The 21,682-nt window shown below is 77.4% G+C and carries 20 protein-coding genes; 13 read left to right on the top strand and 7 right to left on the bottom strand.

Features of this window, described 5'->3' with window-relative positions:
- Positions 1-119: 119 nt before the first annotated feature.
- Positions 120-1,004 (bottom strand): sigma-70 family RNA polymerase sigma factor, encoded by an 885-nt coding sequence (locus ACRYR7_RS08820; protein ID WP_432571705.1) that lies wholly within the window; start codon positions 1,002-1,004, stop codon positions 120-122.
- Between the two features lie 248 nt (positions 1,005-1,252).
- On the opposite strand from ACRYR7_RS08820, the gene ACRYR7_RS08815 reads away from it, so the two are divergent.
- From ACRYR7_RS08815 to ACRYR7_RS08775, 9 genes are all read left to right on the top strand, one after another.
- Positions 1,253-1,609 (top strand): hypothetical protein, encoded by a 357-nt coding sequence (locus ACRYR7_RS08815; RefSeq protein ID WP_432571704.1) that lies wholly within the window; start codon positions 1,253-1,255, stop codon positions 1,607-1,609.
- Between the two features lie 121 nt (positions 1,610-1,730).
- The gene (gene flgN / locus ACRYR7_RS08810; RefSeq protein WP_432571703.1) at positions 1,731-2,216 is read left to right on the top strand and encodes a flagellar export chaperone FlgN; all 486 of its coding nucleotides are present in this window, start codon (positions 1,731-1,733) and stop codon (positions 2,214-2,216) included.
- A 15-nt stretch (positions 2,217-2,231) separates the two neighbouring features.
- A complete protein-coding gene (gene flgK / locus ACRYR7_RS08805; protein ID WP_432571702.1) occupies positions 2,232-3,629 on the top strand; it encodes a flagellar hook-associated protein FlgK in 1,398 nt (465 codons plus the stop codon).
- A 28-nt stretch (positions 3,630-3,657) separates the two neighbouring features.
- The gene (gene flgL, locus ACRYR7_RS08800; RefSeq protein WP_432571701.1) at positions 3,658-4,572 is read left to right on the top strand and encodes a flagellar hook-associated protein FlgL; all 915 of its coding nucleotides are present in this window, start codon (positions 3,658-3,660) and stop codon (positions 4,570-4,572) included.
- A 23-nt stretch (positions 4,573-4,595) separates the two neighbouring features.
- Positions 4,596-4,994, top strand: coding sequence for a flagellar assembly protein FliW (gene fliW / locus ACRYR7_RS08795; RefSeq protein WP_432571700.1), 399 nt, complete (start codon positions 4,596-4,598; stop codon positions 4,992-4,994).
- 212 nt (positions 4,995-5,206) lie between these two features.
- Complete coding sequence (locus ACRYR7_RS08790; RefSeq protein ID WP_432571699.1) at positions 5,207-5,611, top strand: flagellar assembly protein FliW; 405 nt, start codon at positions 5,207-5,209, stop codon at positions 5,609-5,611.
- A gap of 107 nt (positions 5,612-5,718) precedes the next feature.
- Entirely contained in the window at positions 5,719-6,234 is a 516-nt protein-coding gene (locus ACRYR7_RS08785; RefSeq protein WP_432571698.1) for a YbhB/YbcL family Raf kinase inhibitor-like protein, read from the top strand.
- A gap of 83 nt (positions 6,235-6,317) precedes the next feature.
- Positions 6,318-6,833 (top strand): YbaK/EbsC family protein, encoded by a 516-nt coding sequence (locus ACRYR7_RS08780; RefSeq protein WP_432571711.1) that lies wholly within the window; start codon positions 6,318-6,320, stop codon positions 6,831-6,833.
- A 4-nt stretch (positions 6,834-6,837) separates the two neighbouring features.
- The gene (locus ACRYR7_RS08775; RefSeq protein ID WP_432571697.1) at positions 6,838-7,296 is read left to right on the top strand and encodes an SRPBCC family protein; all 459 of its coding nucleotides are present in this window, start codon (positions 6,838-6,840) and stop codon (positions 7,294-7,296) included.
- Here ACRYR7_RS08775 and ACRYR7_RS08770 read toward each other — a convergent pair.
- The 5 genes from ACRYR7_RS08770 to ACRYR7_RS08750 form a co-directional block, all read right to left on the bottom strand.
- On the bottom strand, positions 7,244-8,071 hold the full coding sequence (locus ACRYR7_RS08770) for a TrmH family RNA methyltransferase (RefSeq protein ID WP_432571696.1): 828 nt from the start codon (positions 8,069-8,071) through the stop codon (positions 7,244-7,246). The two genes, ACRYR7_RS08775 and ACRYR7_RS08770, sit on opposite strands and share 53 nt — an antisense overlap.
- Positions 8,072-8,107: 36 nt before the next feature.
- Complete coding sequence (locus ACRYR7_RS08765; protein ID WP_432571695.1) at positions 8,108-9,679, bottom strand: methyl-accepting chemotaxis protein; 1,572 nt, start codon at positions 9,677-9,679, stop codon at positions 8,108-8,110.
- Between the two features lie 139 nt (positions 9,680-9,818).
- Positions 9,819-11,471 (bottom strand): putative bifunctional diguanylate cyclase/phosphodiesterase, encoded by a 1,653-nt coding sequence (locus tag ACRYR7_RS08760; RefSeq protein WP_432571694.1) that lies wholly within the window; start codon positions 11,469-11,471, stop codon positions 9,819-9,821.
- 210 nt (positions 11,472-11,681) lie between these two features.
- Entirely contained in the window at positions 11,682-12,374 is a 693-nt protein-coding gene (locus ACRYR7_RS08755) for a response regulator transcription factor (RefSeq protein ID WP_432571693.1), read from the bottom strand.
- The gene (locus ACRYR7_RS08750) at positions 12,374-14,101 is read right to left on the bottom strand and encodes a sensor histidine kinase (RefSeq protein ID WP_432571692.1); all 1,728 of its coding nucleotides are present in this window, start codon (positions 14,099-14,101) and stop codon (positions 12,374-12,376) included. Before ACRYR7_RS08750 ends, ACRYR7_RS08755 begins: the two co-directional genes overlap by 1 nt.
- Positions 14,102-14,353: 252 nt before the next feature.
- Between ACRYR7_RS08750 and ACRYR7_RS08745 the strand changes: the two genes are divergently transcribed.
- The 4 genes from ACRYR7_RS08745 to ACRYR7_RS08730 all read left to right on the top strand — a co-directional run bounded on the left by ACRYR7_RS08745 (position 14,354) and on the right by ACRYR7_RS08730 (position 21,176).
- Positions 14,354-15,802, top strand: coding sequence for a CitMHS family transporter (locus ACRYR7_RS08745; protein WP_432571691.1), 1,449 nt, complete (start codon positions 14,354-14,356; stop codon positions 15,800-15,802).
- Positions 15,803-15,850: 48 nt separating this feature from the next.
- Positions 15,851-16,279 carry a universal stress protein gene (locus ACRYR7_RS08740; RefSeq protein ID WP_432571690.1) on the top strand — a complete coding sequence of 143 codons (429 nt, stop codon included), beginning with the start codon at positions 15,851-15,853 and terminating at the stop codon, positions 16,277-16,279.
- A 125-nt stretch (positions 16,280-16,404) separates the two neighbouring features.
- A complete protein-coding gene (locus tag ACRYR7_RS08735) occupies positions 16,405-19,584 on the top strand; it encodes a fibronectin type III domain-containing protein (protein ID WP_432571689.1) in 3,180 nt (1,059 codons plus the stop codon).
- Positions 19,584-21,176, top strand: coding sequence for a GGDEF domain-containing protein (locus ACRYR7_RS08730; RefSeq protein ID WP_432571688.1), 1,593 nt, complete (start codon positions 19,584-19,586; stop codon positions 21,174-21,176). The genes ACRYR7_RS08735 and ACRYR7_RS08730 overlap by 1 nt, the downstream gene beginning before the upstream one ends.
- Before the next feature lie 55 nt (positions 21,177-21,231).
- Here the strand turns inward: ACRYR7_RS08730 and ACRYR7_RS08725 are convergent, their stop codons facing one another.
- Positions 21,232-21,654, bottom strand: coding sequence for a hypothetical protein (locus ACRYR7_RS08725; RefSeq protein WP_432571687.1), 423 nt, complete (start codon positions 21,652-21,654; stop codon positions 21,232-21,234).
- Between the last annotated feature and the right edge of the window lie 28 nt (positions 21,655-21,682).

Below are 21,682 nucleotides of genomic sequence, written 5' to 3'. Positions count from 1 at the left end.
TGGACCACGGCAGGCGTCGCGCTGTCGCGCGCCTGGACGCCCCGGAGCGACGAGAGCCCCGCACCGACCGAGGTCGGGGCGGGGCTCTCGGGGGGAGGGCGTGCGGGCGGCGGCCCGCCTCACGCGCTGCGGTAGGCCGGCACCACGCCCGCCGCCGCGAAGGCCGACATCGCCAGGCGCGCCTTGAAGTCCGTCTGCGTGCCCACGGCCGCGAAGTAGGACTCCTTGCGCTTGACCGCCGCCGCCGAGCCGGTGACCGGCTTGACCATCTCGGGCGCCAGGTGGGTGTTCATGCCGTCGCGCAGCAGCGCCAGCGCCTCTCCGCGCATCTGCGAGATGCGCGACTCGGTCACCCCGAGCTGCTCGGCGAGCTCGGCCATGGGGCGCTCGTGCAGGAAGTAGCCCTCGATCACGACCCGCAGCCGCTCCGGCAGCGCGGCGATCGCCGAGCGCAGGTAGCCCAGCCGCTCGCGGTGCAGCAGCTCGGCCTCCGGGCCGGGGCTGTGGGTGGGGATGTGGTCGTCGAGGGAGGCGCCGTCGGCGGTGAAGCCCTGCATCGAGAGCACCATGGCGCGCTGCGCCTCGTCGCGGGTCTCGGCCAGCTCGCGGGTCGACACGCCCAGGACGCCGGCCAGCTCCACCGGGGTGGGGGTGCGCCCGAGCTGGGCGGTGAGCTGGTCCTCGGTGACGCTGAGCCTGCGGGCGCGCGAGCGCACCCCGCGCGAGGCCCAGTCCGCCCCGCGCAGGTCGTCCAGGATGGCGCCGCGGATGCGGGTGTTGGCGTAGCGGGCGAACGGCACCCCGGTGGTGGGGTCGAAGCCGCGCGAGGCCTGGAACAGCGCCATGAGACCGGCGGACGTCAGCTCGTCGCGGCTCACGTGCTGGGGCAGCCGGCCGATGAACTCGCTGGTGATGTAGCCGACGATCGGCAGGTGCTTCTCGACGAGCTCGTCGCGCTGCGCGTCGGTGAGCTGCACGGGGGCGGTGGCGGCGTCTGCGGTCACCCCCCCTGTCTCGGGCGTGCTGCGCGTCACCTTGAGCACCCACCCGGACGGAGTCTCCAGCTCCCCCGCCGCGCCGCCGCGGGCGGGGGCGGCGGCGGTGCCGGCGACGCTGCGTGAGGGCCCGGGCGCCGATCGGGTGCAAGTGGGCTGAACCGTTCAGCGGGCAACCAACCGCCGCCGATGTCCTCCGTGCAAGGAGCACCGGCGGGGCCGGTGCCGCAGTGGTTCCCGAGGCAGGAGTGACAGCCGTGAAGCCCTTGTACATGGTGCTGCAGGACCTCGAGCACGCCGCGAAGCGGGGCCGGCTGACGCCGTCGTTCATCGACGACTACGCCGACAAGCACGGCGAGCGCGTCAGCGCCCTCTACGCCCTGGCGGCGAAGAACTTCCTCACCGTCGCCCACGAGGAGGGCCGCAACGACCACGTCCTGCGCGACCCCAAGGAGCGGGTGCGCGGCGTGAACGCGGTCGTCGTGCAGGCCGCCGCGGAGGACACCGCCCGGGAGATGCACCGCGAGCTGCGCAAGGCCCGCGAGGACGGCCGGCCGTACGCGCTGCGCAAGCCCGGCAAGAACGCCTTCTTCGTCAGGAAGCCCGGCAGCTGAGCGCAGCGGGTGCCGGCCGGCCCGGGAGCGGCTCAGCTCCGCGCCGGGGCTGCCGATGGAGGAGCCAGGACGAGGGGCGTCAAGACGGCGCCGCACGGCGCCGACGACGGGAAGGACACGCATGGGACTCGCCGAGGTCTCCGGCATCCTCTGGAAGGAGCGCGAGCTGATGGAGCTGCTCCTGTTCAAGCTGGAGGAGGAGCAGCTCGTGCTGGCCGCGGGCCGCACCCGCTGGCTGGCGCACGCGACCCGCGAGGTCGAGTTCGTCATGGAGCAGATCCGCACCACGGAGGTCCTGCGGGCCGCCGAGGTCGACGCGGTCGCCGCCGAGCTGGAGCTCGAGCCCGGTCCCAGCCTCAACGCCCTCGCCGCCGCCGCGCCCGAGCCGTGGGGGGAGCTGATGCGCGGCCACCGCGACGCCTTCCTCACGCTCACCGCGGAGATCCAGAACCTGGCCGACGCCAACCGCGACCTGCTGGCCTCCGGCGCCCGCGCCCTGCGCGAGACGCTGCTGGGCCTGGACAACCCCCTCGACACGTACACCGCCGACGGCAGGAACCACGCCGCCGGCGGCTCCCGCGCCCACTTCGTCGACGAAGCCCTCTGAGACAGGACCGAGGACATGAGCACCTTCTCCGGCATCAACCTCAGCTCCCGCGCGCTGACCGCCGCGCAGCGCGCCATGGAGGTCACCGGCCAGAACATCGCCAACGTCAACACCGAGGGCTACACCCGCCAGCGGCTGGAGCAGACCGAGAGCGTGGCCGGCGGCACGGGCACCTACGCCCGCCGCAACGCCCCCGGCGAGGGCGTGGAGATCACGGGCATCGCCCGCGTCTCCGACGCCCTGACCGAGGCCGCGGCCCGCCAGGACGTCGCCACCGCCGCCGAGCACCAGGCGGCCACGGCCGTGTGGACCCGCCTGGAGGCCAACCTCGGCGAGGACGGCACCTCGGGCCTGTCCTACCAGCTCAACGACATGCACAAGGCGTTCAGCGACCTGGGCAACGCGACGAGCGCGGAGAACGTCCTCGCCGGGCGCACCCACGCGCTGGCCCGCGCCACCAACGTCGCCGAGACCGCCAAGCAGGTCGACGCGCAGGTGCAGTCGCAGTGGTCGGAGCTGGGCGGCAGGATCGACCTGCACACCGCCGACGTCAACTCCACGGCCGAGAAGGTCGCCGGCCTCAACGCCGCCATCCTCAACGCCGGCACGACGGGCGTGTCCGCCAACGAGCTGCTCGACCAGCGCGAGAGGGCGCTGTCGCACCTGGCGGAGCTGACCGGCGCCCGCGTGGTGGGGCGCGAGGGCGGGATGGTCGACGTGTACGTCGGCAACGCCGCCGTCGTCGCGGGCCGGCAGTCCTTCACCCTGACGGCCACGCACGGCACCTCGCTGGCGGACGTCAAGGCCGGCAAGAGCGGCACGACGCTCACCATCGGCAACGCCGCCGTGCAGCCCACCAGCGGCTCACTCAAGGCCACGCTCGACGCGGTGAACACCACGGTGCCGGACGTGTCCAAGGGCATCGACAAGTCGGTGCGCGACATCGCCGCGGCCGTCAACGCGGCCTACAACCCCGGCGGGACCGGGCAGGACCTGTTCACCTTCACCACCGCCTCCGTCAACGGCGGCGGGGCGGCCGAGCAGATCCGCGTCGACCCGGCCCTGACGCCCGCCTCGATGCAGGACAGCACCCCCGGCACGGTGGACCGGGCGCGGGCCAAGGCCGTCGGGGAGCTGTCGACCGCGCCGAACAGCCCCACCCGCTCCTGGCGCTCCACCGTCGTGGACATCGCCGCCAAGACCCAGGCGTCGGAGATCCGCGCCGACCTGGCCTCGCAGGTGTCGCTGAAGTCCATCGCCGCCCGCGACTCGGTCTCCGGCGTCAACATCGACGAGGAGATGACCAACCTCGTCTCCTACCAGCACGCCTACTCCGCGGCGGCGCGCGTCCTGACGACGATCGACCAGGCGCTGGACACCCTCATCAACCGCACCGGCCTCGTCGGCCGCTGACGCCCGACCCGCACCCGAGGAGAACCCCGTGATCGGCCGCATCGCCTCCCGCACCACCGCGATGAACTCGCTCGCCAACCTGCAGGCCAGCCAGGTCCGCAGCGACCGCATCCAGCAGCAGATGACCAGCGGCAAGGCGTACGTCAAGCTCTCGGACGACCCCGTCGCCGCGAACGACGCGCTGCGCTTCCGCTCGGAGATCGCCGTCAACGAGCAGTACGGGCGCAACATCTCCGACGGCCAGCGCTGGCTGTCCGTCCAGGAGGGCTCGCTCGGCTCCGTGACGAACTCCCTGCACGCTGCGCGCGACGCCCTGGTGCAGGCGAACAACGCCGCCGTCTCCAACCCCGCCGCGCGCGGTGCGCTCGCCGCCCAGCTGCGCAGCATCCGCGACGACCTGCTGGCCCAGGCGAACACCCAGCACGAGGGCCACCCGGTCTTCGGCGGCACCACCACCGCAGGCACGGCCGTCGCGGCGACCTTCTCGGGCACCACCGGCACCTACACGATCACCGGGGACGAGGGTGCCGTGACCCGGCGCGTGGCGCCGGGTCACGACGTGCGGGTCAACGCCACGGCGACCGAGGTGTTCGGCGGCGCGGGCGGGGCCCCCACGGTGTTCCAGCAGCTCGACGCGCTGGCCGACGCCGTGGAGAGCGGCGACACCACCGCGGTCGGCGCGGGCCTGGCCACCATCGACGCCGCGCGCGACCGCGTGCTGTCGGTGCGCGGCGCCCTCGGCGCCCGCGTGAACCAGCTGGAGGCGCTCGAGCAGGCCAACGCCGTGCGCGGCGACGCGCTGACCGGTTCCCTGGACGAGGTGGAGGGCGTGGACATCGCCAAGGCGATGATCGAGTTCCGCCTGCAGGACACCGCCTACCAGGCCGCGCTCGCCACCACCGCCAAGGTCATCCAGCCGACCCTGCTGGACTTCCTGCGGTGACGGGCGCGACTAGCGTGGTCGAGGTGACCGACACGAACGCCGCCCCGGAGATCGAGTTCATCGCCCCGCTGTCGGGCCTGCCGGAGCACACCCGCTTCGCCGTGGTGCCCCTGGACGAGGACGGCGTGCTCTTCTCCCTGCGCAGCACCGCCGACCCCGGGCTGCGCCTGCTGGCGGTGGCGCCGGAGCGGTTCTTCCCGGACTACTCCCCCGTGATCGACGCCGGCTGGGCCGAGGCGCTGGAGCTGTCCGGCGCCGAGGACGCCGCGCTGCTGGTCGTGGTCAACCCCGGCAGCGGCCTGGCCGACGCCACCGCGAACCTGCTGGCGCCCGTGGTGCTCAACCACCGCACGAGCCGGGCGGCGCAGATCGTGCTCACCGGTTCCGACCTGCCGCTGCGGGCCCCCCTGCTGCCCGCCTGACCCGCACCGCTGCGACCGACCAACGCCCCGCCGGCCCCGCCGGCGGGGCGTTCGTCATCTCCCGTTCCCCTCGAACGACGCGACGCAGAGCGCATATGTCGCTACTCTCTGTCTAGGTTCGATCGCGAGGGCGGGGGACGGTCACCGCCCTGGCGACCACCACGGTTCAGCCGGATTCGACGAACGCCTCAACGCCGAAGGGATGCTCGACCATGAGCCTCGCCACCGAAACCGCCCCGAAGATCGAGTTCATCGCGCCGATGGTCGGTCTCTCCGAGAGCACCCGCTTCGAGCTGACGCCCCTCGACGACGAGGGCACGTTCTTCTCGATGCGCTCCATGGACGACCCGGACCTGCGCCTGGTGCTGGCGGACCCGATGCCCTTCTACCCGGACTACGAGCCCGTCATCGACGGCGAGATGGCCAAGGCCCTGGACATCGCCACCGACCAGGACGGCGCCGTGCTCGCCGTCGTCAACATCGGCAAGAGCCTGGAGGACTCCACCGTGAACCTCATGGCGCCGGTCGTGCTCAACCCGAAGTCCCACCGGGCCGCCCAGGCGGTCCTCACCGGCTCGCACCTGCCCCTCAACGCCCCGCTCATGCCCCGCAGCTGAGCAGGGCGCCGAGCAGCACGAGCCCGCGCCGGGCCGGCCCACCCCCCCGGGACCGGTCCGGCGCGCCCCCTCGTGCACCCGCGCGGGCCCCGCCCTAGCGTGCTGGCATGAACCTCGAACGACCCGTGGCCCCCGACCCGTACTCCCTGCTGCCGCAGGTGCCCTCCTTCGAGCTGACGTCCACCGACGTCGCGCAGGGCGAGCCGATGGCCGAGGCCCACGCGAGCGGGAACACCTCCCCCCAGCTGTCCTGGTCCGGCTTCCCCGAGGGCACGAAGTCCTTCCTGGTGAACTGCTTCGACCCCGACGCCCCCACCCCGGCCGGCTTCTGGCACTGGACCCTGGTGGACGTCCCCGCCGGCGTGACGAGCCTGCCGACCGGCGCGGCCGGGCAGCCGGCGCCGCAGGGCGCGACGGCGCTGCGCAACGACGTGGGCACCGCCGACTACACCGGCGCCGCCCCGCCGCCCGGCGACCGCGCGCACCGCTACGTCTTCGCCGTGCACGCCCTGGACGTGGAGTCCCTGGGGCTGCCCGAGGGGGCCACCCCCACCGTGGCGGCCTTCACGAGCCTGGGCCACGTGCTCGCCCGCGCCACGCTCGCCCCCGTCTACTCGCGGTGAGCGCGGAGGGACCCGCCACCGGCACCGGCACCGGCACCGGCACCGACCCGGAGGTCCTCGGCCCGCGCTCGGTCGCCGGCGCCCTGGAGCTGCTGCCGGCCGCCGAGCACCCGGAGCTGCTGCCGCCGGCCGTGGCGGCGGCGCTTCCCGCGGGGGCGTGGGTGTGCGCGATCGACGAGTCCGTGGCCGACACCGCCGCCCTCGTCGAGGCCGCCGGGGTGCCGCTGGAGGGCTCGGCGAACTGCGTGCTCGTCGCCGGCCGGCGCGGCGGCGAGGAGCGGGTGGCCGCGTGCGTGGTGCTGGCCACCACCCGCGCCGACGTCAACGGCGCGGTCAAGCGGGCCCTGGACGTGCGCAAGGCCTCCTTCCTGCCGCAGGAGCGGGCCGTGGCCGAGTCCGGCATGGAGTTCGGCGGCATCACGCCCGTGGGCCTGCCCGCCGGCTGGCGGGTCCTGGTCGACCGGGCCGTCGCCGACGCCCCGTGGGTGCTGATCGGCTCCGGCGCGCGCCGCTCCAAGCTCGTGGTGCGCGGCGCCGACGTGGCAGCGCTGCCCGGCGCGGAGGTCGCCGACGTCGCCGGCACCGCCCCGCCGGGCTGAGCCGGTGGGGCTGCTGCTGGTGGCCCGCGGGCCCCGCGACGCCGGCGCCGCGTGGGAGGACTACGCGGTGCCGGCGCGCTGGCCGTCGTGGTCGCCGCAGGTCACCGGCGTGCGGGCCTGCGCGCCGCGCATCGCCGCGGGCGTGCGCGGCGCGGTGCGCGCGCCGCTGGGGGTGCGGGTGCCCTTCGAGGTGACGGCCGTGGACGAGGCCGCGCGCACCTGGTGCTGGCAGGTGGGTGCCGGCCCGCTGCGCGCGGAGCTGGAGCACCGGGTCCTGGCGGTGCCCGGCGGCAGCGTGACGGAGCTGCGCCTGTCCCCCGCGCTGCTGTGCGCGCCCTACGCGCCGCTGGCGCAGCTCGCGCTGCGCCGGCTGGTGGGCGCGCGGCCGGGAGCGCGGGCGGTCGAGCGGTTCAGCGCGGGCGGGTCTCCCACAGCGCGACGGCGCTGGCCGCGGCGACGTTGAGGCTGTCCACCCGCTCGTCCATGGGGATGCGCACCGCGACGTCCGCGCGCGCCAGCGCCCGCCGGCTCAGCCCGTCGCCCTCGGTGCCCAGCAGCAGCGCCAGCCGCTGCGGCGGCGCGAACGCCCCCAGCGGGACCGCGTCCTGCGCCAGCGCCAGCGCGGCCACGGTGAACCCGCTGCCGCGCAGCAGGTCCAGGTCGCCGGGCCAGTCGGTGGCCCGCGCCCACGGCAGGTGCAGCACGGTGCCCATCGACACGCGCACGCTGCGCCGGTAGAGCGGGTCGGCGCAGCGCGGGCTGACGACGACGCCGTCCACGCCGAACGCGGCGGCCGAGCGGAACAGGGCGCCGACGTTGGTGTGGTCCACGACGTCCTCGAGGACGACCAGCCGGCGCGGGCCGGGCCCCAGGGCGGCCAGCAGGCCGGCGACGTCGCGCGGGGCCGGGCGGTGCATCGAGGCCAGGGCGCCGCGGTGCAGGTCCACCCCCGTCAGGCGCTCGAACGCCTCCACGGGGGCGACGAGCACGGGCACGTCGTCGGGCACGCCGGCCAGCTCGCCGGCGAGCTCGCCGGCGCGGGCGGGGCTGAGCAGGAACGAGCGGGGCCGGTGCCCGGCGGCCAGCGCCCGGCGGACGACCTCCACGCCCTCGGCGAGGAAGAGGCCCTCGGCGGGTTCGCGGCGCGCGCGCAGCTGCACGTCCTTCAGGGAGGTGTAGTCGCGCAGCACGTCCGCGAACCGCTCGTCGGCGAGGTCCTCCAGCTCGATCCGCGGCACCCGCGCGACGCTACCGGACGCCGTGCGGGTCCCGGATCACAGGCGGAAGCGGCCCACCAGGGTGCGCAGCTGCTCGGTGACGCCGCGGACCTCGCCGGCGGCGTCGCGGGTGGAGACCACCGAGCGGTCGGTGGCGTCGGTGGCCGCCGAGACCCCGTCGACGCCCGAGCCGATGCGGTCGGCGCTGCCGGCGGCCTCGGCGATGGAGCGGGACATCTCACCGGTGGTGGCGGTCTGCTCCTCCACGGCGGAGGCGATGGTGGTCTGCAGGTCGTTGATGCGCCCGATGACCTCGGTGATCGAGGCGATGGCGGTCACCGCGCCGGCGGTGTCGGCCTGGATGCTGCCCACGCGGCGGCCGATGTCCTCGGTGGCGCGGGCGGTCTGCTGGGCCAGCTCCTTGACCTCCCCGGCCACGACGGCGAAGCCCTTGCCCATCTCCCCGGCGCGGGCGGCCTCGATGGTGGCGTTCAGGGCGAGCAGGTTCGTCTGCTCGGCGATCGCGGTGATGACCTTGACGACGTCGCCGATCTCGGCGGAGGACTCCCCCAGCCGGGCGACGGTCGCGGTGGTGGCCTCGGCGGCCTGCACCGCCTGCGCGGCCACGCCGGTGGCCTCGGCGGCGGAGGCGGAGATCTCGCGGATGGCGGAGCCCATCTCGTCCGAGCCGGCGGCGACGGCCTGCAGGTTCGTGGTCACCGCGGCCACGTCGGCGCTGACGGTGCGCACCTCGCGGGCGGCGCGCTCGGAGGCTGCGCCGGCCCCGGCCGAGGCGGCGTCGAGCTCGGTGGAGGTGCGGGCCAGGGTGTCGGCGCCGGCGGCCACGGAGGAGATCTCGGCGTGCAGGCGCGCCACGGCGTGGTCCAGGGCGGCGGCCGCGCGGCCGAGCTCGTCGCCGCGGGTGATGCCGGAGGAGGCGGTCAGGTCGCCGGCGTCGAGGGCCTGGGCGACGCGGACCAGCGCGGTGGCGTCGGCGCGCACCCGGCGCACGACGACGGCGGTGACGGCGCCGCTGAGGGCCAGGCCCGCCAGCAGCACCCCCAGCGTGGCCACGACCGTGCGGCCGGAGCGGTCGGCGCTGGCGGCCACCGCGGCGTCGACCGCCGCGGCGGCGCTGCGCTGCAGGGCCGCCACGTCCGCGTCGAAGGCCTTCGAGGCGGCGTCGTAGGCGGCCTGGGCGCGCTGGCGGGCGGCGGGGTCGGTGCTGGCGAGGATGGCGGGGCCCTGCTCGTCCATGACGGCGAGCTGGTCGGCGAGGTGCTCGGCGACCTGCGCGTCGGCCCCGGTGGCGACCCGCGCGAGCCGCTCGACGGCGTCGGCGCGCTGCGCGCGGGCCTCCTGCAGCGCCGGGGCGCTGCCCTGGCCGCCGGGCACGTACTGCACCACGAGCGCCAGGGCGGTGGCGCGGGCGCTGCCGAGGGCGACCTCGTCGGTGGTGTGCTGCAGCGCCAGCGTGCGGGTCTGCAGGGCGCGCAGGTCGTCGGCCTGCCGGTCGGCGGTGATCGCGCCGGTGGCGCCGAGGGCGACGGCGACGAGGGCCAGGCACCCCGCCGAGCCGACGATGCGGGTGGCGAGGGAGGAGGTGCGGGGGGTGCTCTGCGGGTCCATGCGGGGTGGGTGCTCCTCGTCGCGCCGTGCGGCGCCGAGCGGCGCCCCACCCCTCGTCTCGGCACCCCCGCCGCACGTCTTGAGGCCGCGCGGGGGACCCGGCGGGGGCCCGCGCGGGACCCGGGCGGGGGCCCGGTGCTCAGCGCGCGGCCACGTCCGGGCTCAGGGCGGCCCGGCGGGCGGGCACGTGGTGGTCCAGGTCCAGGTGCAGGACCTCGTGCAGCATCCCCGCGGTGGCCTCCGGCAGCACCCTCTCGCGGTCCACGACGGGGCCGGGGTGCGCCAGCAGGAAGCCCTGGGCGGCGTCGCAGCCCATGCGCCGCAGCGCGCTGAGCTGCTCGGTGGTCTCCACGCCCTCGGCGATGACGCCCACGCCCATGCTGCGGGCCATGCCGATGATGCCGGCCACGACGGCCTCGTCCTGGTGGCGCCGGCCCAGGCCGGCGATGAAGTGCCGGTCCACCTTGACGTGGTCCACGGGCATCGTCTGCAGGTGCGACAGGGAGGAGACCCCGCGCCCGAAGTCGTCCACGCCCACCCGCACGCCCATCATGCGCAGCGCGTGCAGGGTGCTGAAGCCGGCGTTGGCGTCGGCCACGAGCAGCTCCTCGCTGACCTCCAGGATCAGGGCGCTGCCGGCCGGGCCGGCCGGCTGCTCGGCGGCCACGGCGTCCAGGAGCTGGGCGTTGGCCAGCTGGCGGGGGGAGACGTTGACGGAGACGGTGAAGGCGCAGTCCTCGCCCTCGCGGGCGTACCACTCCTGCAGCGTGCGCCACGCCTCGCGGATGACCCACTGCCCGATGGGGACGATGAGGCCGGTGCGCTCGGCCAGCGGCACGAAGTCGCCGGGGTGCAGCAGGCCGCGGCGCGGGTGCTGCCAGCGCAGCAGCGCCTCCACGCCCTGCACGTGCCCGTCGGTGAGGTCCACGATGGGCTGGTAGTGCAGGCGCAGCTGCCCCTGCTCCACGGCCATCGCCAGGTCCACCTCGGTCTGCGAGGCGTCCACGGCCTGGGCCTGCATGCGCTCGTCGAACAGCTCCGAGCGGGCCTTGCCGCCCTCCTTGGCGCGGTACAGCGCGGCGTCGGCGCGGCGCAGCAGCCGGGAGGCGTCGCCCTCGTCGCGGGCCAGGGCGATGCCGACGCTGGGGGTGATGCTCAGCGCGCGCTCGGGGCCGACGGCGATGGGGCGGTCGGCGATGGAGGACACCACGCGCTCGGCGATGCGGCTGGCGGTCAGGTCGTCGGAGAGGTCCTCGCACAGCACGGCGAACTCGTCGCCGCCGAAGCGGGCGACGGTGTCCTCCGGGCGCACGGCGGCGCGCAGGCGGTGCGCGACCTCCACCAGCACGGCGTCGCCGGCGGCGTGGCCGTGGGTGTCGTTGACGCTCTTGAAGCCGTCCAGGTCCAGGTAGAGCACCGCGCAGCCGCGCGAGCCGCGCCGGGCCAGGGCGTGCTGGAGGCGGTCGGTGAACAGCTGCCGGTTGCCCAGGTCGGTGAGGGGGTCGTGCAGCGCCTGGCGCAGCGCGGCGTCGAGCATGTCCTGGCGGTGCCGGGCGTCGGCGTCGACGCGGTCGGCGGCCTGCGCGGCCAGCAGCAGGAGCAGCAGGGCGCTGACCAGGCCGCCGCACAGGGCGGCCAGCAGGGTCTCCAGGCCGGGCGCGCCGCCGAGCAGGCGGTGCACGAGGGACACGACGCCCACGACCACCAGCGGCGAGCCGAGCGCCCAGGGCACCACGCGGGCCCGCACGTCGTCGCCGGCCTCGTGGCGGGCGGACCAGGGCCAGCGGACCATGCCGTGCCCTCCCCTCTGCCGGCGCCCTGGCGGCGGCGGCCGTCTCGTGCACCGGTGCTGCCGACCGGTGTCGTCTCGCTGGACGGCGAGGCTGTAGAAGCCTGACGGGTGACTGCGTGCTGTGACAAGGGGAACACGCAGAAGTGAACAGTGCACCTCAACAGCCCCAGCAGTCACCCGATCGGGGGCCCCGGGGCACCCCCCACCGGATCAGCGCTCCAGGGGGGCGTAGCGCTGCTCGGGGCGGCCGGTGCTGCCGTAGCGCAGCCGCAGCGCCAAGCGGCCCTCCCCGTCCAGGGCGGCCAGGTGGCGCTGCGCGGTCGCCCGCGAGATGCCGGTGGCGGCGGCCACCTCGGCCGCCGACATCGGCCCCGGCGCCTCGCGCAGCGCCTGCAGCACCAGCTCGCGGGTGGCGCCGGAGGCGCCGCGCACCGCCGGGGAGGCCTCGCCGTGCAGAGCGCGCAGCGCCGCGTCGGCCAGCTCCTGGTCCAGCTCGGTGGCGGTGTCCAGCACCCGCCGGTAGCGGGCGTAGGCGCGCAGCCGGTTGTGCAGCACCACCTCCGCGAACGGCTTGACGAGGTAGCCCAGCGCCCCGGCGCGCTGGGCGCGGCGGAAGGTGGCCGGCTCCCCGGCCGCGGTGAGCACGAACGCGTCGCAGTCCAGGGAGGCGACGAGGTCCAGACCGGAGCCGTCGGGCAGGAACACGTCGACCAGGGCCAGGTCCACCGGCTCCCCGGCCGCGGCCAGGCGCGCGGCCAGCGCCCGCGCCTGCGCGGTGCCGCCGGCGGTGCCGGCCACGGCGAAGCCGGCGACGGCTTCGACGTACCCGGCGTGCAGGGAGGCCACCCGGAAGTCGTCGTCCACGACGAGCACGGACAGCGGGCGACCGGCGCCGGCGGCCATCAGGGCACCTCCGGCCGGCGCTCCGCGCCCGCGGGCGCCATCGCGCCGGGCAGGCGGGCGACGAACACCGCCCCGCCCAGGCCCGCGGGCCCGTCCACGCCCCGCTCGTCCGCGGGCCCGTCCGCGGGCCCGTGCGCGGGGACGGCCAGCCACGCGTCGCCGCCGCGCTCGCGCGCCACCTGCCGCACCAGGCCCAGGCCGATGCCGGAGCCGCGGGTGCTCACCCCGGTCTCGAACACGCTGTCGCGCAGCGCCTCCGGCACGCCGGGGCCGGAGTCGGCCACCGCCAGCACCAGGTCGGTGCCGTCCTGCAGGACGTCCACCTCCACGGCCGGCCCCTCCCCTGTGCCGCCCCCGCCCGTCCCGCCGGCGCCCCCGCGCGCGGCGGTGACGGCGTTGTCGACGAGGTTGCCCAGCACGGTGGTCACGTCCACCGGGTCCACCACGCGACCGGCCACGGCGACCTCGCCCAGGCGCAGCCGCACCCCGCGCTCGCGCGCGTGGCTGGCCTTGGCGGCCAGGAACGCCTGCAGGTACGGGTCGCGCACGGCCTCCAGGCCCTCCAGGCGCACCCCCAGCGGGCCGGTGGCCAGCAGCGTGCGCACGTACTCGGCGGCCTGCTCCGGCCGGCCGGACTCCAGCAGCCCGGAGACCAGGTGCAGGCGGTTGGCGAACTCGTGGCGCTGCGCGCGCAGCACCTCCCCCACGGCCTGCACGGCGTCGAGCTGGCGGGTCAGCAGCTCCACGTCGGTGCGGTCCTGCACGGTGAGCACCCGGCCCAGGGCGCGCCCGTCGCGGTCGACCTGGCGCGCGGCCAGCAGCAGGGCGCGCTCGCCCACGACCGCCAGCGCCGGCGCCCCGCCGGGCCGGCGCAGGCAGCGGCGCACCGCCTCCGGCAGCTCGCCGGCGTCGTCGCCGGGGGCCAGCGGGCGGCCCAGCAGCCGGGCGGCCTCGTCGTTGGCCAGCACCACGCGCTCGTCGGGGCCCACGGAGACCACGCCCTCGGCGATGCCGCGCAGGACGGCCTCGTGGCCCTGCAGCAGCCCGCCGATCTCCTCCGGCTGCAGGCCCAGCGTCAGCCGGCGCAGGCGCGCGGCCAGGACGGCGGCCCCGGCCACCCCGACCAGCAGGGCCGCGCCGGCCACCGCCACGGCGGGCAGCACCGCGTCGCGGGCCCGGTCCGCCACGGTGGCGGCCGCGACGCCGACGACGACCTCGCCGACGACGCGGCCGGGCTCGTCCAGCGCCCGCACGGGCACCTTGGCGCGCGCCGAGGCGCCCAGGGTGCCGACCTCCTCGGTGACGACCTCCCGCCCTGCCAGCGCGGCGGTGGGGTCGGTGCTGACGCGCCGGCCCAGCAGGGCGGGGTCGGGGTGCGCCAGGCGCAGCGCCCGGTCGTCGGTGACGACGACGAAGGAGGCGCCGGTGCGCGCGCGCACGGCCTCGGCCTCGCGCTGCAGCTCGCCGGCGGCCAGGGCGGCGGGGTCGGCGGGCGGGGCGTCGCTGGCGGCGGTGGCGGCGGCGCGCACCTCGTCGTCCTCGGCGACGGCGCGGGCCACGTCCAGGCTGCGGGCGCGCGCCTCGGACTCGACCTGGCGCTGCAGCAGCAGGGCGCCGCCGGCGGAGGAGACGACGAGCACGACGGTGACCAGCAGCAGCACCACGGCGAGCGCCTGGTGGGTGAAGGTCCACCGGCGCCGTCCCGGCCGGCCGGTGCTGCGTGCCACCGCTCCCCCCGTCCCGTCCGCGTGCCCGTGCGCGCGCGGCGCTGCGGCGCGCGGACCCCCACGGTAGTGCGGCCCGCGCACCCCGCGGGGGCCGGGGTGAGCAGAACGCGCACAACCCGCGCAACGAGGAGAACGCGGCCCAGTGCGCGCAACCCCCGCCCGCCGCCGGGCCCGCCCTAGCGTGGCGCAGGTCACCACCGGGGGTGCGCAGGCGCCGCCGGCCGGACGTCCTCCCCACGAGACGGAGCAACGATGCTTGTCGCCCTCGGCTTCGGCATGGTCGCCGTGTTCATGGCGCTCATCCTCACCAAGCGGCTCACCCCGGTGGTCGCCCTGATCCTCGTCCCGCTCGCCTTCGCGGTCGCCGCCGGCGCCGGCGCCGGCATCGGCGAGGACGTCATGGACCAGGTGGGCGAGTTCGCCCCCACGGCCGCCCTGCTGTTCTTCGCCATCATCTACTTCGGGCTCATGATCGACGTGGGCCTGTTCGACCCGCTGATCCGCGCGATCCTGCGCCTGTGCGGGGACAGCCCCGTGCGCGTCGTCATCGGCAGCGCGCTGCTGGCCGCGGTCGTCTCCCTCGACGGGGACGGCTCCACGACGTTCATCATCACCGTCTCGGCGATGCTGCCGCTGTACCTGCGCCTGGGGCTCAGCCCGGTGGTGCTCACCGTCGTGGCGAACCTGGGCGCGGGCGTCATGAACATCATCCCGTGGGGCGGGCCGACGGTGCGCGCGGCCACCGCGCTGAGCGTCTCGCCCTCGGAGCTGTTCAACCCGATGGTGCCCAGCATGGTCGCCGGCCTGGCCTGCGTGTTCGTCATGGCCTGGCTGCTGGGCCTGGGCGAGAAGCGCCGCCTGTCCAGGCGGGGCCTGGAGCTGGCCGAGTTCCACACCCGCGAGCTCGTCACCGTGAGCGCCGGTTCCGCCGGTTCCGCGGCGGGTGCGCGCCCGGCGGCCGGGGGCACCGGGGGCCCGGCCACCGGCGGCGCGGCCACCGGTGGCGCGGAGGGTTCCGGCGGCGCCGACGGCGGCGGGAGCGGGCTGACCTCCGGCGCGCTGGACCCGACCCGCCCCACGCTGCGCCCGCGCCTGCTGTGGTTCAACGCGGTGCTCACCGCGGCCCTGCTGGTCCTGCTCGGCATGGACGTCATGCCGCTGCCGTTCCTGTTCATGGCCGCCTCGGCGCTGGCGCTGCTGGTGAACTTCCCCAGCCCCGCGCAGCAGGCCGAGCGCATCAGGGAGCACGCCACGAGCATCGTCTCGGTCGTCTCCATGGTGTTCGCCGCGGCCGTGCTCACCGCGGCGCTGTCCAGCACCGGCATGGACACCGCGATGGCCGAGTGGCTCGTGGACGTGGTGCCCGACGCGTGGGGCCCGCACCTGGCCGTCATCACCGGCGTGCTGAGCATGCCGCTGACGTTCTTTCTGTCCAACGACGCGTTCTACTTCGGCGTCCTGCCGATCCTGTCGCAGGCCGCGGCCGAGTACGGCATCACGCCGCTGGAGATGGCGCGCGCCTCGATCGTCGGCCAGCCGGTGCACTTCACCAGCCCCCTGGTGCCGGCGATGCTGCTGCTGATCTCCCTGGCGAAGGTCGACCTGGCCGACCACCACAAGAAGGTGATCTGGCGCAGCGTCGTGCTGTCGCTGGTGATGCTGGCGGCCGCCGTCGCCACCGGCGTCGTGCCCCTCGGCTGACCCGCCCCCGCCGCCCGACGCACCCCCGCAGAACCCCTGGAGAGCACCGTGAGCACCCAGACCTCCGCCTCCCGCGGCACCACCGGCGAGCCCGGGCCCGCCCGGGTCGTGGTCGCCGTCACCGACCGCCCCGAGGGCGAGGCCGCCCTGGCCTGGGCCGTGGAGCGCGCCCGCACCACCGGCGCCGGGCTGGAGGTGGTGTTCGTCAACGGCGACGCCCCCTCCTCCCCCGTGCACGCCACCTCCACCGCGCGCGGCGCCGCGGAGCGGGCGGCGGCCGGCGCCGGCGTGGCGGCGCGGCTGCACGACCCGCACCAGGACGTGGCCGAGCAGCTGATCGGCCTCAGCGCCGGCGCGGACGTGCTCGTGCTGCCGGTGCGCCGGCGCTCGGCGACGATGAAGTTCCTGCTCGGCAGCATCGCCCAGCGCGTCATCGGCGAGGCCGCCTGCCCGGTGGTCACCGTCAAGGCGGGCTGAGGCCCGCCCCGGGGCCGGTGCGCGGCGCGCGCGGCCGGGCGCGGACGGGTGCGGCCGAACGGCGGACGCGTCGCCGCGCGCGTTGAGCCGGCACCCGGCGGGACCGACACGGTGGTGTGCGCTCGTTGCCGCTCCGGCCCGCGACCGGCCGCGACCGGCGCACCGCCGGCGCGCGCCGGCCGCCGGCGACCGCGCCGGCGGCGCTCGCCGTCCTGCTCGTCCTGCTCGCGCTCGTCCCGGTGCGCGCCCTGCCGGCGCAGGCGGCCACCGGCCTGCCGGAGTACCTGCTGGACGTCGTGCTCGACGGCACGGTCGCCGGCGCCGAGGTGGACGTGCCCGACGTCGCCGCCGACAGCCGCGGCAACGTCTACGTCGCCGACCAGGGCCACCACCGGGTCCTGCGGATCGCCCCCGACGGCACCCGCTCCGTCGTGGCCGGCACCGGGCGGGCCGGCGCCCCCACCGAGGGACCGGCCACCGCCAGCGCGCTGAACCAGCCCATCGGCGTCGACGTCGACGACCAGGACAACCTCTACGTCGCCGACATGGGCAACCGGCGGGTCGAGCGGATCGACGCCGTCACCGGGGAGCTGACGGTCGTCGCCGGCGACGGCAGCCAGGGCGCACCGAGGCCGGGCCGGGCGACCGACTCACCGCTGCAGCAGCCCGTCGACGTGGCCGTCGACCCGCACGGCAACGTCCACGTCGTCGACCAGTACGCCCTCAAGGTGCTCAAGGTCACCCCCGCCGTCGGCGGCCGCCCGGGCGAGCTGTCCGTGTTCGCCGGCGACGGCACCAGCACCGGGCCGCGCACCGGCGACGGGCCCGTGCCGGCCACCTCCACGGGCCTGTTCAACCCCGTCGGCATCGCCATCGACAGCCGGGGCGTCGCGTACGTCACCGCCAAGGCCGCGCACCGGGTGTACGCGATCGACCCCGCCGGTGCGCTCACGATCGCCGCGGGCGTGGGCACCGTCGGCGAGGTGCGGGACGGCGCGCGGGCGGTGGAGGCGCACCTCAGCTACCCCGAGCGCCTGGCCGTCGACCTCAACGACAACGTCTACATCGCCGACGAGGGCAACGACCGCATCGACGTCATCGACCGCGACGGCACCATCTCCGTCGTGGCCGGCACCGGCGAGAAGGCGGCGCCCACGCAGGGCCCGGCGCGCGCCTCCGCGCTGCACCGCCCCACCGGGCTGGCCACCGACCCCGACGGCAACGTCTACGTCGCCGACCAGGGCAACCGGCGGGTGGAGGTGCTCACCCCCACCGCCCGCCCCGTCGTGAGCGGCCCCGACGCGCTGACCGTGCAGGTCGGCGAGGAGGGCTCCGTCGAGTTCACCGCGGAACCCTCGGCGCCGCCGGCGCCGCGCCCGACGTGGTCGGTGGTGGGCACCGCCCCCGCCGGCCTGGCGGTCGACGCGGGCACCGGCCGCCTGACCTGGGCCCCGCGGCGGGCCGGCTCCACCGACGTGCGCGTGCAGGCCTGCACCTGGGGCAGCCGGCAGTGCGGCCACAGCACCCTGCGCCTCACCGCCCGGGCGACGACCCCCGGCGTCCCGCGCGAGGCGGCGGCCGGCGCGGGCGAGCGCAGCGCCACCGTCTCCTGGCGGCCCCCCGCCACCGACGGCGGCTCCGCCGTGACCGGTTACGCGGTGACGACCCTGCTCGACGGCGCCCCCGCCGGGGCACCGGTGGCCGTCGCGGCCGGGGACACCTCCGCCCTCGTGCGGGACCTGCTGCCGGGCAGGTCCTACTCGTTCACCGTCGCGGCGCGGAACGCCGCCGGGACCGGCGCCCCGGCCGCCACGGCCCCGGTGGTGCCCACCGCGCGCCCCGTCGTCGACGACCCCGGCGCCATCGCCGGCACCGTGGGGAGCACCACCTCCCGGGTCCTCACCGCCGGGCCCGCGCAGGCGGCGCTCACCTGGTCGGTGACCGGCACGGCCCCCGCCGGGCTGTCGCTGGAGGGCTCCGGCGCGCTGACGTGGGCGCCGCGGGCGACCGGGACGGGCAGCGTGGAGGTGCGGGCGTGCGGCGCCGGCGGCCTGTGCGGCTCCCGCACGCTCACCCTCACCGCGACGGCCGTCCCCGGCGCGCCGACCGCGGTGGACGCCGGCCCCGGCGAGCGCAGCGCGAGGGTCTCCTGGGAGCCGCCCGCCGACGACGGCGGCACGCCCGTCACCGGCTACGTCCTGACCACCCTCGTCGACGGCTCCGCCGACGGCGCCACCACCGCGGTGCCCGCGGGGACCAGGACGGTGCTGGTCACCGGGCTGCGCGCGGGCGTGGCGCACCGGTTCACCGTCGCCGCGCGCAACGCCGCCGGCACCGGCGAGCCCTCGCCGGCCACCGGGGCGGTCGTGCCGACGGCCCCGCCCGCCGCGCCCGTCCCGACGCCGACGGCGGCGCCGACCGGCACCCCCGTGCCCACGCCGACGGTGACGACCCCCGTCCCGACCCCGAGCACCACCGCCGTCCCGACGCCGAGCACCACCGCCGTCCCGACGCCGAGCACCACCGCCGTCCCGACGCCGAGCACCACCGCCGTCCCGACGCCGAGCACCACCGCCGTCCCGACGCCGAGCACCACCGCCGTCCCGACGCCGACGCCGACGCCGACGCCGACCACCGTTCCCGTCCCGGCACCCACGCCGACGACCGCGGTCCCGACGCCGACGGTGAGCACCCCGGCGACCGGTCCGGCCCCGGTCCCGGTCCGCGGGCCGGTGCGGGCCCCGACCGGGACACCCGCGAGCGCACCGGCGCCCCGGCCCTCCCCCGCGCCGGCCACCGGGGCCCGCCCGGGCACGCCCGGCGCCACCCGCGCGACCGCCGCACCCAGCGTCACCCGCCGGCCGGCGGCGCGGCCCACGTCCTCCGCGGCCCACGTCCCCGCGGCCCCCGCCACCGCGGCGCCCGGCCGCACCACCGGCCCCACCACCGGCCCCACCAGCACCGCGAGCGGCGCGGCGGTGCCCACCGCCGGCTCCCCCGGTCCGGGCACCGGCGCCACGGCGGGCGGGACCACGACGGGCGGGCCGGGGCTGCGCGGGGCCGTCGCCGCCGCCGCCCGCACGATCGCCACGGTGGGGGTGGCGGTGGTCCGGCACGCCCAGTACCCGGCGGGCCTGCTGCTGCTGGCGCTGCTGTTCCTGCTCGTGCAGCACCGCATCGACCGGGACGACCCCAAGCTCGCGCTGGCGCCCCTGCGCCCGGACCCGGAGACCCCCTTCCCGCCCGCCCGCCCCGACACCCGCCCCGACACCCGCGCAGCCCGCCGCGCCGGAGGAGACCGCTGATGGCACCACGAGACCGGCAGCACGGGTCCGGCAGCCTCGTCCCGCTGGCCGAGCGCCTGCTGTGGTCCACGCTGCTGCGCGCCGGCCTGGCCGGCCTGGTGGCCGCCGGCCAGCTCACCGGCGCGGCACCGGCCGCGGGCGCCGGCCACGCCCTGGCCGTGCTGGGGGTGCTGTACCTGGGCGTCTCGCTGGCGGTGGCGCTGTGCGCGCGCACGTCGCGCGCGGTGGCCCGGGTGGCGCTGGACACCGCCCTGGTCGTGGACAGCGCGGCGCTGGCGGCCGCCTGGCACCTGCTGGGCTCACCGGCGGCGGTGACGCTGCTGTTCTCCTTCCACGCCGGGGCGGTGAGCCTGCTGGCCTCGTTCCGCACGGGCGTGAAGGTGGCGCTGATGCACTCGCTGGCGGTGCTGTGCGTGCTGCAGGCCGAGCTCGTCGGGGTGCTGCCCGCCCCGCCGGGGGCGGCCGCGTTCCCGGCCGGCTACCTGGCGTTCCTGGTGCCCGTGTGGGCGGCGGCGCTGGGCACCGCGGCGTTCGCCGCCGTCAACGAGCGCGAGCTGCGCCGGCGCCGCTACGACGCCGAGGCCCTGCAGCGGCTGCTGGGCGACGTCAGCGCCGCCGAGGACGCCGGGGAGGTGGCCGCCGCGCTGGCGGTCTTCGCGGGCGAGGAGCTGCCGGCCCGGCGCGCCCTGGTGGTGCTGGAGGCGCCCGGCGGCGCGGGCCCGGGCCTGGCGGTGCGCTGGGAGGCCGGGCGGGTGACCACCTCGCCGGGCGCACCGCCCGGCGGTGCCGGGGCGCTGCTGACGGGCACCGGGCCCGGGGACGAGCCGGCCCTGGCGCGCGGCCTGGACGAGCGCGCGGACGGGTGGCTGGCGGCCCTGCTGCCCGGTGCGCGCGGCGTCGTGGTGGTGCCCCTGCCGGTGCCGGACGCGCGCGGCTGGCTGGTGCTGGACCTGGACCGGCAGCGCGGCGTGGCGCGGCGGCTGCTGTCCACGGCGCGCCACGCCGCCTCGCACACGGGCATCGCCCTGGGGCGGGCCGCGGCCGTGGCGGCCCTGCGGCGGGCCGCGGCCGTCGACGGGCTGACGGGGGTGGCGAACCGGCGCACGCTGGACCAGCGGCTCGACGCCGAGCTGGCGCGCGCCGCAGCCTCCAGCTCGCCCGTCGCGGTGGCGCTGGTGGACCTGGACCACTTCAAGGCCGTCAACGACGACCTGGGGCACCAGGCCGGCGACGAGGCGCTGCGCACCGCCGCGCACGCGCTGCGGGCGGCGGCCCGCGAGGGCGACCTCGTGGCCCGCTACGGCGGTGAGGAGTTCGCCGTGCTCCTGCCGGGCACGGGCACCGAGACCGCCCTGGAGGTCGCCGAGCGGCTGCGGGCGGCCGTCGCGGCGGGCACGAACCCGCCGGTGACGTGCAGCATCGGGGTGGCCGCCTCCCCCCGCGCCGCCGGTGCGGGCGCGCGCGCCGCGGAGCTGCTGCGGGCGGCCGACGGGGCGCTGTACGCCGCCAAGCGCGGCGGCCGGGACCGCTGCGCGGCCGCACCGCCCGCGGCGCGCGAGGAGGACACCGGCGCCCTGGTGGCCGGGGGGTGACACCGGCGCCCGCGCGCCGCGGGGCACCGCCGGGCTCGCGCGGGCTCGGGCGGGCTCAGGCGGCCCGGCGCCCGGGGTCCGCGACGGCGGGCACCCGCGCGGCGATCGGGACGACGGGGCTCTCGGCGGGGCTCTCGGCGGGGCTCTCGGCGGGGCTCTCGGCGGGGCTCTCGGCGGGGCGGGGCGCGGCGGCGCGCTCGCGCGGGTCGTGCAGGTCGTGCAGGTCGTGCAAGTCGTGCAAGTCGTGGAGACCGCGCGGGTCGTGCGCCGGCGCGGCCCGGCGGTGCGCCCGGCGCAGCAGCGCCGCGCCCGTCAGGGCGCCGACGGCGACGAGGGCGCCGGCGCCGGGACCGGTGTGCGCGTAGGCGACCAGGGAGGCGAGCAGGCCGCCGGCGGGCAGGGCGGTGGCCAGCACCGGCGGCAGCCGCGGCGCGCTCGGCGCGGCGGGGTCGGGCTGCGGGGCGGGGCTGGTGCTCACGGGGACGGTTCCTCCGGGTGGGCGCGAC

It is taken from the genome of Kineococcus gurbantunggutensis, assembly GCF_050871925.1.
Classification (GTDB): domain Bacteria; phylum Actinomycetota; class Actinomycetes; order Actinomycetales; family Kineococcaceae; genus Kineococcus.
Note: the sequence above shows the minus strand (reverse complement) of the source record. Positions and strands in the feature narration are given on the sequence as shown.